The sequence below is a fragment of the Actinomycetospora aeridis genome, from assembly GCF_037400275.1.
Lineage (GTDB): Bacteria > Actinomycetota > Actinomycetes > Mycobacteriales > Pseudonocardiaceae > Actinomycetospora > Actinomycetospora aeridis.
In genome coordinates this window covers 820,587-833,027 of record NZ_JBBEGL010000002.1, presented here as the reverse complement: position 1 = coordinate 833,027, position 12,441 = coordinate 820,587, and the positions used below count along the sequence as shown (strand labels likewise).

Here is a 12,441-nt window from a genome sequence, read left to right as displayed (position 1 = left end):
AGCTGACGTGCCCGAGCTCCCCGAGGTCGAGGCCCTCGCCGAGCACCTGCGCACGCACGCGATCGCCCGCCCGGTGGCGCGCGTCGACGTCGCGAGCATGACCGTGCTCAAGACCTTCGACCCGCCGGTGTCGGCGCTCGTCGGGCGGCTGGTCACGGGGGCGTCGCGGCACGGGAAGTTCCTGGACCTGGAGCTCGACGGTCTCCACCTGGTCGTCCACCTGTCGCGGGCCGGGTGGCTGCGCTGGCACGACCAGGCGTCGGCGACGCCGCCGAAGCCGGGCAAGGGACCGCTCGAGTTCCGGGTGCACCTGGAGACCGTCGGCGGCCCCGGGTTCGACCTCACCGAGGCCGGCACGCAGAAGCGCCTGGCGGTCTACCTCGTGGAGAATCCGCAGCAGGTGCCGGGCGTGGCCAAGCTCGGTCCGGACGCGCTGGAGCTCTCCCGGGCGGGTTTCGGGGAGGTGCTGGCGGGCCGCACCGAGCGGCTCAAGACGCTGCTGGCCGACCAGCAGGTGATCGCCGGGATCGGCAACGCCTACTCCGACGAGATCCTGCACGTCGCGAAGCTCTCGCCGTTCGCCGCCGCCGGCAAGCTGGACGCCGAGGCCGTCGACCGGCTGCACACGGCGATGGTCGGCGTGCTCACCGACGCGGTCGAGCGCGCGGTGGGCCAGGACGCCGCCCGGCTCAAGGGCGAGAAGCGCTCCGGGATGCGCGTGCACGCCCGCACCGGCCTGCCCTGCCCGGTGTGCGGCGACACCGTCCGGGAGGTCTCGTACGCCGAACGGTCCTTCCAGTACTGCCCCACCTGTCAGACACAGGGCCGCGCGCTGGCGGACCGACGGCTGTCGCGTCTGGTCAAATAGCTGCCGTGCTCAGCTGGTTGACCGATCCGCGCCTCCTCGCCGCCGTCGGCGTCGTGGTGGCGCTGGTCATCGCGATCCTGGTGTACCGGCGGGTGAAGCGCCGCAACCAGTTCGCCTCCCCGCTCGAGCGCGCGACGTTCTCGACGCTGCACACGGTGTCGCTGGCCGCTCCGGCCCTGCGCGAGGGGCTCTCGGAGGGCTCGGCGCAGTTCGCCGTGCCCTACCTGCGCACGCTGCTCGACACCGAGGCCCTGTCGATGACGGGGTCGGACTGCGTCCCCCTGGCCTGGGACGGCGAGGCCGAGCACCACAGCCTCGACGTGCGCCAGTACGCCGAGAAGGTGATGCGCACCGGCCGTCAGCAGGTGGCCAGCCGCAAGGACATCGAGTGCGGCTCGCAGGACTGCCCGGTGCGCGGCATCGTCGTCGTGCCGCTCGAGGTGGACGGCAACGTCGCCGGCACCCTGGCCGCCGTCAGCGCCGACACCCCGGGCCCGGTGCTGCTGCGCGCGTCGGCCGAGGTCGCCCGGTACGTGTCGAGCCAGCTCGAGCTCGCCGACCTCGACGAGTCCCGCGCCCGGCTCAACCGCGCCGAGGTCCGGGCGCTGCGCGCGCAGATCTCGCCGCACTTCATCTACAACGCGCTCAACACCGTCGCCTCGTTCATCCGCACCGACCCCGAGCGTGCCCGCGAGCTGTTGATGGAGTTCGCCGACTTCACGCGCTACTCGTTCCGGCAGGCCGGCGAGTACACGACCCTCGCCGACGAGCTCAAGAACATCGACCGCTACCTCGCCCTCGAGCACGCGCGCTTCGGCAACCGGCTGCACGTCAAGGTGCAGGTCGCGCCCGAGGTGCTCTCGGTGGTGCTGCCGTTCCTCGCCCTGCAGCCGCTGGTGGAGAACGCCGTGCGGCACGGGCTGTCGGGCAAGCCCGGCGGGGGCACGGTGTCGCTGACCGCGGAGGACTCCGGCGCCGAGTGCACGATCATCGTCGAGGACGACGGCGTCGGCATGGACCCGAAGGCGCTGACCGAGGAGAACCGCGACGCCCACCTCTCGGGCGCCCACGTGGGCCTCGGCAACGTCGACGACCGCATGCGCTCGGCCTTCGGCCCCGACTACGGCCTGATCGTGGAGACCGAGCGCGGCGCCGGCACGAAGATCATCCTGCGCGTCCCCAAGTTCCGGGCGGGCGTGCGCGTCTGACGTCGCCCGGGGGGAGCGAGGGACTCCCCGGTGCGTCCCGGGCAGCGAGGGACGCCCTCGCTCCCCACCCGGCCGCCCGCCCGGAGTTCGCTCTGCGCGCAGAGCACCCAGTTGATCTCGGCATCATCCGGGCGGCGGCTAGCCTCGGGGTATGAACCTGCGCTTCGGCTCGGCCCTGTCCTCGGTCCTGCCCGGTCCCCTCGCGGCGGCGACGGGCCAGCGCACGGTGAGCGTGGTCCGCCTGCAGGGCGTGATCGCCGCGAACAGCGGCCCGGTGCCCCGCGCGGTCATCAACATCACCGCCGTCGAGGACGCCCTGCGCCGTGCGTTCACGGCCGACCGTGTCGACGCCGTCGCGCTGATGATCAACTCGCCGGGCGGGTCGGCCACGCAGTCCGCCCTGGTCGCCGACCGCATCCGCGGCCTCGCCGAGGAGCACGAGGTCCCGGTCCTCGCGTTCTGCGAGGACGTCGCGGCCTCCGGTGGCTACTGGCTCGCCTGCGCCGCCGACGAGATCTACGCCCACCCCACCTCGCTGGTCGGCTCGATCGGCGTCGTCTCCGGGGGCTTCGGGCTCACGGGGCTGATCGAGCGCTACGGCATCGAGCGCCGCCTGCACACCGCGGGGCAGAACAAGGCCCGCCTCGACCCGTTCCAGCCCGAGAAGGCCGAGGACGTCGAGTGGCTGCTCGGGATGCAGGGCGAGCTGCACCAGATGTTCATCGACTGGGTGCGCTCGCGGCGCGGGGACGCCCTGCCCGCCGACGACGGCCTGTTCACCGGCGAGGTGTGGACGGGGAAGAAGGCCAAGGAGCTCGGGCTGATCGACGACCTGGGCACCGCCCGCGAGGTGCTCGCCCGCCGCTTCCCCGGCGCCGAGCCCGTGACGGTCGAGCCGCGCCGCCCGCTGCTCGCGCGCCTCGGGATCGGGGGCGTGCTGGCCCCGCTCGGCGGAGCCGGCTCGACGGGGCTCGGGGTGGCCGACCCGATCGGCTCGGCGCTCGAGTGGGTCGAGCACCGGTCGCTGTGGAGCCGGTTCGGGCTCTAGGGAATCTCCCCACCGTCGCCCGGTCGGACCTACCCTCGGCAGGTCGGAGCGCGCTCGGCGCGGGGGAACGGGAGGTGGTGGACCGTGCCGGTCCCCGGCGTCCCGTGGGGTGGTCGTGACACCTCCGTCCTGAGCCACGAGCTCATCCACCGGTGGATCCACGACGGCGCCGACCCGGCCGCGCTCGACTCGGCCCGGCAGCGCCACGCCGCCCGGGGTGAGGAGCTGCGGGCGGCCGCCCAGCGGCTCGAGCGTGCCCACGGGCAGCTCGGCGCCTCGTGGCGCGGGCGCGATGCGGAGGCGGCCGCCTCGCACGTGCGCACCCTCGTGGCCCGCATGAGCCGTCTCGGTGACGCCGTCACCGGACAGGCCGGCAGCCTCCAGGGGGTCCGTGACGCCCTCGCGCGCGTCCAGACGCTCGTCGGGCCGCCGCGCGCTCCCGCACTGCCGGTGCTCGGCAGCACGCCCGCGACGCCGGGTCTGGCGGGCGCGCTGGCCGGTGGCGGGCCGACCGACGGTTTCGGCGCCTTCCAGGCCGCGCAGGCGGAGGAGCGTGCGGCCCAGGGCGCCTACCGGGCCTACCTGGAGCAGACCGGGCTCGCCGCCCGCGGCGCGCCGTCGGCCGTCGACCGGCTCGCGGGGCGCACCTCGGTGGGCGCCGCACCCGAGGTCGGCGGCACGGCCCGCGGCGCGATGGCCGGCCCCGGAGCCGTGCCGGGCGGTGGGGCGGCGCCGCCGGAGCGCGGCGGGGCCCTCGCCCGCGCCGCGGCCCCCGCGCGGCCACCCGGTGCTCCGGGAGCCCCGGGAGCGCCGGGCGTCCCGGTCGGCGGGCGAGGCGCCGTGCCGCCCGGTCGGGGGCTGCCCGGTGCCGGTCCGGCCGGCGGCCCGGCAGGCCCCGCGGGTCCCGGCCGTCCCGGTCCGGTCGGACGGTTCGTCACCCGCCTCCTCGGTGGCCCCGCGGAGGCCCCGCCGAGCGGGGGTGCCCCGGGTCGCCCCGGCGCTCCGGGCGCGGTGCCCGGCGCCGGCGCGGCCGCCGGTCCCGGCGCTCCCGGACGCCCGGCCCCCGGCGCGTCCACCGGCCGCGCCGGACCGCCCGGCACGGCGCCGAGCGCGCACGGCGCGGTGCGCCCGGTCGCGCCCACGGCCGCCGACCGCCTCACCGGCGGGAGCGGCGGGGTGGGCGCCGGTCCCGGCGGATCGCCCGCGCGACGGCGCGAGGAGCGCGGGACCGGGCCGGGCGCCGACCCGCGGACCTCCACCGACGCCACGGGGGAGACCCACGAGGCCCCGCACACCGGACGGGACACCCCGGCGCCCCCGGACAGAGCCGCCGGGCCCGCCGGCCCGACCGGGCCGGCCCTCGCCGGTCCGACGGTCGGCGTCGGCGCCCACCCCGGCCCCGGTCCCGACGCGCCCTCCGGGCACGGGTCACCCCCCGCGCCCGGCGCCGCGCCCGGCCCCTCATCTGGCCCCGCACCCGGCCCCGACGTGCCGATGGTGCCGCCGGTGACGGGAGCGGCGGGCACGGCGCCCGCCTCGACGGGGACGGGGACGGGGAGCGTGCGCCATCCCGAGTACCTCGTGGACGCCGACCCGTGGCGCGACCCGGCCGACGACCCGGACGAGCGCCGCCTCGTGACCCCTCCGGTGATCGGGGAGCAGGACGACCGGTGAGCGGTGTCGTGCTCGACCGCCACGAGCTCCTGTGGGTGCTCGAGCAGTGCGGCGCCGGGTGGCCCTACCCCCTGCGGCCGGTGCACTGGGCCGCGGAGACCGACGCGGAGGTCCGGCGCCACCGCACGGCCACCGAGGAGGCGCTGCGCGCCCGCGGCCTGCTCGAGCCCGGGCCCGCGCGGATGCTGCTCGACGCCGGGCAGGCCGTCGCGGGCTGGGCGGTCGCCGTCGACCTCGTCCGGCGGGACGCGTCGGCGCCCGTCGCGGCGGTGGCGCTCACCGACGGGCGGACCGGGGCCCTGCTCGAGTCGCCCGAGCACGCCCGCACGCCCGTGCGGGTCGCGCCGTGCGCCCCGGAGGGGCTCGCCGAGGCGGTGCTCGGGCTGGTCCCGCCCGTGCCGCCGGGCGCCGGGCCCCCCGTCCCGGTCCCGGCGGGCGCCGTGCCCGCCGACCTCCCGGCGACCGCACGGACCTCGCGGGCCCGGGACGTCGCCGAGGACCTCCTCGCGACCGTCACCGCCGTCTCCCAGGTCGGGGCGGCCGATCGCCGCGACGGCGTGCCCCGCCGTCTCGCCGCCCCCGTGTGCTGGCTCGACGGACCGCGCGGGCGGCACGTCCTGCGCACACCCCCGAACCCCGCCCCGTCCCGTCCCGCCCTGCTGGTTCCGGCAACCGGCGGACAACTGCTGACCGACATCCGTACCGTGCTGGCCGACGCGGTCGTGCCGCGTCCGTCCGGAAGGAGCACCGCATGAGCGCGCCCCAGGGACCCGGCGAGGGGGGCGGCGCCGGCGAGGCCGCGATGCGGCCGGACGAGGCGCGGGCGTTCGCGGGCAAGGTCGACGCGCTCGAGCAGGGGGTCCTCGAGGCGCAGGCCGCCCTCGACGGTCTCGGGGCGGAGTCCCTGGCGGTGGGCAGCGGTGAGGACAACGCCGCGATCGCCTCCTGGTACCGCGAGCTGGTGACGTCCGACACGGTGCCGGCCGCGCGGACGCTCGCCACCGAGCTCGCCGAGCTGCACCGAGCCATCCGGGAGAGCGCCGTCGCGTGGGAGCAGGCCGACGCCGACGCCGCGGCCTCGCTGCGCCCGGATCCGGGGCCCGTGTGACCGCTCCGAGGCTGCACGGCCGGCCCAGTACGTGCCCTCCGATCGGGTGATCCGGTCCGGCGACACCCGCGGGGGGCGCGGCTCGCCGGGAGAGAACTCCGGGGGCACGGCAGGGTGGCGAGCCGATCGGGTCCTATCGTGGACGCGGGAACCTCGGCTGGGCAGGATGGCGTGGCAGTGAACACGAGTGAGAACGACGGCCTGGTGGTCCTCGCCGTCGACGACGAAGAACCGGCGCTCATGGAGCTCGCCTACCTGCTCGAGCAGGATCAACGGGTGGGCACCGTGCTGCGTGCCTCCGACTCGATCTCGGCGCTGCGGATCCTCACCGGCGGCGACCGGGTCGATCTCGGCGGCTTCTCGGGCGGCACGCCGCCCGCGGGCCTGCCGGCGCCCGCGAAGCAGTCCGACGTGGACGTGCTCTTCCTCGACATCCGCATGCCGGGTCTCGACGGGCTGGAGCTCGCCAACGTGCTGTCCCGCTACGTCATCCCGCCCTCGGTCGTGTTCGTCACCGCGCACGACGACCGGGCGGTCGAGGCGTTCGACGTCGGCGCGGTCGACTACCTGCTCAAGCCGCTGCGCCCCGAGCGTCTCTACGCGTCCCTGTCGCGGATCCTGTCCTCGCGCGGCACCACCGTGCCGGTCGAGCCCGCCACCGACGAGGAGAGCGACGACGAGGTGATCCCCGTCGAGCTCGCCGGCACCACCAAGCTGGTGCAGCGCTCGACGGTGCGCTGGGTGGAGGCGCAGGGCGACTACGCGCGCCTGCACACCACCGAGGGCAGCCACCTCGTGCGCATCCCGCTCTCGGTGCTCGAGGAGCGCTGGTCGGACGCCGGGTTCGTGCGGATCCACCGCTCGTACCTCGTGGCGCTCCCGCTCATCACCGAGCTGCGGCTCGCCGGCTCCGGGTACGTCGTGCGGCTGGGCAGCGGTGGGGACGTCGCGGAGCTGCCGGTGAGCCGCCGGCACACGCGTGAGCTCAAGGACCGTCTCGTCCGGTCGACGAAACAGGCCTGGGGACGACGGTGACGTCCCCCGGCGGTCCGGCACGGGCCCCGGCGCCCGTGACGCGGGTCGCCGGGACCGAACGGGCCGCCGACGAGGACGCGCGCGCGGGACGGCCGTCCCCCGGGGAGGGATTGCGGTCCGTCCCCGACCCGCCGCCCGACGCCGCGGACGAGCCCGCGATGCCCGCGCCACCGGACGGCGGGACGCCGGAGGGCCCGGCGGTCCGGGCCGGCGCCGACGAGCCCGCGGTCCCCGGGGACCCCGCCGCCGACGAGCCGGCCGCCGACGAGCTCCCCGCCGACGAGCACGGGGCCCAGCCCACCTCGTCCGACCGTCGGCACGACGGCACGGGCGACGGTGACGTCGACCGCGGTGGCGACGGTGATGTCGGCGGTGATGTCGACGGTGATGTCGGCGGTGGTGTCGACGGCTGGTCCGGCACGGGACCCGACACCGGCACGGTCCGGCGGTCACGCCCGTCCCGCTCGCCGCGGACCCACGTCGGGGTGCCGACGCCGCCGAGCCCGATGAACGCCGCCACGGGCCCGACGCCGGAGACACCCGGCACGCCGGCGGGCGGGTCGCCGTCGCCGGTCCCGGACCCGCCGCGGCGCCCGATGCCGCCCACGTTCCCCTCACCCGGCCAGCCACCGCCCGGCGTCGCCCGCCGTCACGGCCGGCACGCCCGGCCGGAGCGCCCGGGCGCGGTCCACACCCCGCCGTCGGGCTACCGGCCCCGCCACGCGGCGCCCGATGCCGAGACCGAGCAGTTCGCGGCGACACCCGTCACCGGTCCCGGCGGCATCGGTCCGATGCCGCTGCCGGTGGCGCCCGACGAGGGCGAGGGCGCCGCCCCGGCGAGGTCGCCCGCCGTCGCGCCGGTGGCCCCCGCAGCCCCCGTGGGCTCAGTGGCCTCAGTGGGCTCCGTGGACGGCGCCGCGACCACCGCCGACACCCCGACCGCCGCGCCGACCACCGGCCCGTCCGCCGCCGCTCTGGCCGCCCCGGGCGGCACCTTCCTCCACACCGGCCCCGGCGTGGTCGTGCCCCCGCTGCCCGACGGCGCCTCCGGTCCGGGACGGGACGGCTTCGAGGGCTCCGACCGCGTCCGCGTCGTGCTGGCCGAGCGCCGCGTCCCGACCCGGGCGGTGCGCACGGTCGCGGAGATCGAGCAGCAGACCGAGACCGGTGAGCTGCTGCTGCGCAACCTGCTGCGCGCGCAGCTCGCCCTCGGGCTGCGTCTCGGGCTCGTCGCGGTGTTCGTCCTCGGCGCGCTGCCGGTGCTGTTCCTGGTGCTGCCGCGCACCGGCTCGGTCGAGATCGCGGGCGTCACCCTGCCCTGGCTGGTGCTCGGCCTCGCGCCGTACCCGTTCATGCTGGCCCTGGCCTGGCTCTACACCCGCACCGCCGAGCGCAACGAGCTCGACTTCGCCGACAACGTCGAGGACTGAGCCGCACGTGGACATCGCGGGCATCGTCGCGCTCGTCGCCATCGTGGTCGTCGGCGTGGTCACGATCGTCATCGGATCGCTCGGCGTCCGCGTCGCCCGCACCACCGACGACTTCCTCGCCGCGTCGCGCACCGTCGGCACCCGCGCGAACGCCGCGGCCATCTCCGGGCAGTACCTCTCGGCGGCGTCGTTCCTGGGCGTGGCCGGCATCGTCCTCAAGGACGGCGTCGACGGGCTCTGGTACCCGATCGGCTTCACGGCCGGCTACCTGGCCCTGCTGTTCTTCGTGGCGGCCCCGCTGCGCCGGTCCGGGGCGTACACGGTGCCCGACTTCGCCGAGGTGCGGCTCGACTCGTCGCTGCTGCGCACGGTCACGACCTGGTTCGTCGTGCTCATCGGCTGGCTCTACCTGCTGCCGCAGCTTCAGGCGGCCGGGCTGGCGCTCACCGTGCTGACCACCGCGCCCACCTGGGTGGGGGTGGTGGCCGTCGGCCTCGTGGTCACCGCGAGCGTCACCTTCGGCGGCATGCGCTCGATGACCTTCGTCCAGGCGTTCCAGTACTGGCTCAAGCTCACCGCGCTCGCGGTCCCGGTGCTCGTGCTGGTCGGGGTCTTCGCCCTCGGGCCGCCGCGCGACGACGCGCCCCCGCCGCCGGCGTTCGACCGGGAGACCGCGGTCGACGTGAGCACGCCGGTGACGCTGCAGGTCCCCGCGCCGGTGGAGGTCGGGGTCCGCGGCGAGGTCGACGGCACGACGATCAACGGGCCGGTGTCCTGGGCGCCGGGGCTGCACACCGTCGACGCGGGCACCGAGCTGCGGTTCCCGGCCGGTACGCCGGTGCCCGTGGTCACCGACGCCGACCCGGACGCCGCCTCGTGGTCGGCGCCGCTGACCGGGTTCGGCGAGGACGGGCACTCGCTGCTCGCGACGTACTCGCTGATCCTGGCGCTGCTGCTCGGCACGATGGGCCTGCCGCACGTGCTGGTGCGCTTCTACACCAACCCCGACGGGCGGGCGGCCCGACGCACGACCGTGGTGGTGCTGGCGATGCTGGGCGGGTTCTACCTGCTGCCGGTGGCGCTCGGGGTGCTCTCGCGGCTCTACGTGCCGCAGCTGCTCGTCACCGGGCAGACCGACGCCGCGGTGCTCCTGCTGCCCACCGCGGCGCTCCCGGGGTGGATCGGCATCGGCCTCGCGGCGCTCGTCGCGGCCGGGGCGTTCGCGGCCTTCCTCTCCACGTCGTCCGGATTGTTGCTCTCCGTCGCCGGCGTGCTCTCCACCGACCTCCTACCCCGCCGTCTGGGTGACTTCCGGATCGCCGCGCACGTGGGTGGCGTGGTGCCCATCGTGGCCGCGCTCGGCGCCACGCGGCTGGACTTCTCCCTCACGGTGTCGCTCGCGTTCGCCCTCGCCGCCTCCACCTTCTGCCCGCTGCTGGTGCTCGGCATCTGGTGGAAGGGGCTGACCGACCGGGGGGCCGTGATCGGGATGCTCGTCGGGGGCGGGGCGGCCGTCGCGGCCGTGGGGTCGACCCTCGCCGGGGTGGCCCCCGAGGGGTCGGCGGGTGTGCTGCTCGCCCGCCCGGCGCTGGTCACCGTGCCGCTCACCTTCCTGGTGATGGTGCTGGTCAGCCGGGCGACGCCGCACCGCGTGCCCGCCAACGTCGGGCGCACGCTGCTGCGCCTGCACGCCCCCGAGCGGCTCGGGCTCGGCGACGTCCGGCGTGGCGCGCGTCCTTCGGCCTGATCCCACGGTCGCGTCACGTAGCCTCCCGGCGACGCTGTGTGCACCGATGCCACACACCGTGACGTTCCGGGACGATTCGGACGAACGGGAGGACCGGAATGGTTTCGCCTCTTGCGCAGGTAGGTGAGATCGCTGTGAGTAGTCACTCAAATGGGCTAATCGGCGTGACGCACAGCGGAATAGGGTTCGGCGCGATCGTGACGACTGTGACGACGCCGGACGACCACGTGGAGACCTCGTGAGTGCCACCGACGAAACGCCCGGGGGGTCGAGCGCGCCCTCGGCCGACACGTCCGCCACCCCGTCCGCCTATCAGGAGGTGCAGAGCTCCCCGGAGTTCGCCTCCCTGCGCAAGCGTTGGCGCGGCTTCATCTTCACGATGAGCGCCGTCTTCCTCGCCTGGTTCCTGGTGTACGTGCTCCTGTCCGACTTCGCCCACGGCGTCGTCGACACCCGCCTCGGCAGCACGAACTTCACGGTCGGGCTGCTGCTCGGCCTGTTGCAGTTCGTGTCCACGTTCGTGATCGCGACGATGTACGTCCGCTTCGCCAACCAGAACCTCGACGACGACGCCGAGACGCTGCGCCAGCGCGTGGAGGAGAAGCTGTGAACACGCAGATCGGCAACCCGGCGCTCAACATCGGGATCTTCGCGCTCTTCGTCGTCGTGACCCTGCTGATCGTCTACCGGGTCAGCCGCGCCTCGAACACCGCGTCGGACTACTACGCCGCCGGCAGCTCGTTCACCGGGCCGCAGAACGGCATCGCCATCTCGGGCGACTACCTGTCCGCGGCGTCGTTCCTCGGCATCGCCGGCGCGATCGCCGTGTACGGCTACGACGGCTTCCTGTACTCGATCGGCTTCCTGGTGGCGTGGCTCACGGCGCTGCTGCTCGTCGCCGAGCTCCTGCGCAACGTCGGCCGGTTCACCATGGGCGACGTCCTGAGCTTCCGGATGCGCCAGCGCCCGATCCGCGCCGCGGCGGCCGTGTCGACGCTGCTGGTGTCGTTCTTCTACCTGCTGGCGCAGATGGCCGGTGCCGGCGGGCTCATCTCGCTGCTGCTCGGGGTGAAGAACGTCCCGGGCACGCCGTTCGACGGCCAGTCGCTGGTCATCGCCGTCGTCGGCATCCTCATGGTGGTCTACGTGCTGTACGGCGGCATGCGCGGCACCACGTGGGTCCAGATCATCAAGGCCGCGCTCCTGGTGGTCGGCGCCGCCGTGATCACCGTCTGGGTGCTGGGCCTCTCCGGCTTCAACCTGTCGGCGCTGCTCGGCCAGGCGGTGGAGAACACCGGCAAGCCGCTGCTCGACGCCGGCAACCAGTACGGCAGCTCGGTGACCTCGAAGCTGAACTTCCTCTCGCTGGCGATCGCGCTGGTCCTCGGTACCGCGGGCCTGCCGCACATCCTCATGCGCTTCTACACGGTGCCGACCGCCAAGGAGGCGCGGCGCTCGGTGCAGTGGGCGATCTGGATCATCGGCATCTTCTACCTGTTCACCCTGGTGATCGGGTACGGCGCCGCGGCGCTGCTGCCGCGCGGCACGCTGAACGCCGCGAACCAGAACGACGCGGCCCCGCTGCTCGCGTTCCAGATCGGCGGCACCCTGCTGCTCGGCATCATCGCCGCGATCGCCTTCGCGACGATCCTCGCCGTCGTGGCCGGCCTGACGATCACGTCCGCCGCCTCGTTCGCGCACGACATCTACGCGAACGTGATCAAGGACGGGAACCCGGAGCCGGGCATGGAGGTCAAGGTCGCGCGCCGGACGGCCCTCGTGGTCGGCGTCGTCGCGATCGTCGGCGGCATCCTCGCCAACGGCCAGAACGTCGCGTTCCTCGTCGCCCTGGCCTTCGCGGTCGCCGCGTCGGCGAACCTCCCGACACTGCTCTACTCGCTGTTCTGGAAGAAGTTCAACACCACCGGGGCGCTCTTCAGCATCTACGGCGGGCTCGCGATCTGCATCCTGTTGATCATCTTCTCGCCGGTGGTGTCCGGCGGACCGACCGCGATCTTCGGCGAGAGCGTCGACTTCGCGATCTTCCCGCTCCAGAACCCCGGCCTCGTCTCGATCCCGCTGTCGTTCATCCTCGGCATCATCGGCACGTTCGTCGGCTCGCGGGAGCCGGTCAACGAGGCCAAGTTCGCCGAGATGGAGGTCCGGTCGATGACGGGTGCGGGCGCGTCCCGCACCGCGGTCGACCACTAGAACGGTCGGACCACGGAGCCCGTCTCCCATCGCGGGGGGCGGGCTCCGCGGGCGTTGAGGCTGCACTGCGGGGCTGCACTGCGGGCTGCACTGCGTCCTCACGGCCCGCCGT

At 75.0% G+C, this 12,441-nt stretch carries 11 protein-coding genes; all 11 read left to right on the top strand.

Annotated features, from left to right (window positions below):
• Nucleotides 1-7 precede the first annotated feature (7 nt).
• Nucleotides 8-868 carry an Fpg/Nei family DNA glycosylase gene (locus WCD41_RS09590; RefSeq protein ID WP_337713165.1) on the top strand — a complete coding sequence of 287 codons (861 nt, stop codon included), beginning with the start codon at nucleotides 8-10 and terminating at the stop codon, nucleotides 866-868.
• Between the two features lie 5 nt (nucleotides 869-873).
• Complete coding sequence (locus WCD41_RS09585) at nucleotides 874-2,076, top strand: histidine kinase (protein ID WP_337713164.1); 1,203 nt, start codon at nucleotides 874-876, stop codon at nucleotides 2,074-2,076.
• 151 nt (nucleotides 2,077-2,227) lie between these two features.
• Nucleotides 2,228-3,124, top strand: a complete 897-nt coding sequence (locus tag WCD41_RS09580; RefSeq protein ID WP_337713163.1) for a S49 family peptidase — start codon at nucleotides 2,228-2,230, stop codon at nucleotides 3,122-3,124.
• Nucleotides 3,125-3,208: 84 nt separating this feature from the next.
• A complete protein-coding gene (locus tag WCD41_RS09575) occupies nucleotides 3,209-4,798 on the top strand; it encodes a hypothetical protein (protein ID WP_337713162.1) in 1,590 nt (529 codons plus the stop codon).
• Nucleotides 4,795-5,553, top strand: coding sequence for an ESX secretion-associated protein EspG (locus tag WCD41_RS09570; RefSeq protein ID WP_337713161.1), 759 nt, complete (start codon nucleotides 4,795-4,797; stop codon nucleotides 5,551-5,553). The genes WCD41_RS09575 and WCD41_RS09570 overlap by 4 nt, the downstream gene beginning before the upstream one ends.
• Nucleotides 5,550-5,906, top strand: coding sequence for a hypothetical protein (locus WCD41_RS09565; protein ID WP_337713160.1), 357 nt, complete (start codon nucleotides 5,550-5,552; stop codon nucleotides 5,904-5,906). Before WCD41_RS09570 ends, WCD41_RS09565 begins: the two co-directional genes overlap by 4 nt.
• 177 nt (nucleotides 5,907-6,083) lie before the next feature.
• On the top strand, nucleotides 6,084-6,941 hold the full coding sequence (locus tag WCD41_RS09560) for a LytR/AlgR family response regulator transcription factor (protein WP_337713159.1): 858 nt from the start codon (nucleotides 6,084-6,086) through the stop codon (nucleotides 6,939-6,941).
• Nucleotides 6,942-7,099: 158 nt separating this feature from the next.
• On the top strand, nucleotides 7,100-8,371 hold the full coding sequence (locus WCD41_RS09555; protein WP_337713158.1) for a hypothetical protein: 1,272 nt from the start codon (nucleotides 7,100-7,102) through the stop codon (nucleotides 8,369-8,371).
• A gap of 7 nt (nucleotides 8,372-8,378) precedes the next feature.
• Nucleotides 8,379-10,118 (top strand): sodium/solute symporter, encoded by a 1,740-nt coding sequence (locus tag WCD41_RS09550; RefSeq protein WP_337713157.1) that lies wholly within the window; start codon nucleotides 8,379-8,381, stop codon nucleotides 10,116-10,118.
• Between the two features lie 238 nt (nucleotides 10,119-10,356).
• Entirely contained in the window at nucleotides 10,357-10,728 is a 372-nt protein-coding gene (locus WCD41_RS09545) for a DUF485 domain-containing protein (protein ID WP_337713156.1), read from the top strand.
• Complete coding sequence (locus WCD41_RS09540; RefSeq protein ID WP_337713155.1) at nucleotides 10,725-12,329, top strand: monocarboxylic acid transporter; 1,605 nt, start codon at nucleotides 10,725-10,727, stop codon at nucleotides 12,327-12,329. Before WCD41_RS09545 ends, WCD41_RS09540 begins: the two co-directional genes overlap by 4 nt.
• Nucleotides 12,330-12,441 lie beyond the last annotated feature (112 nt).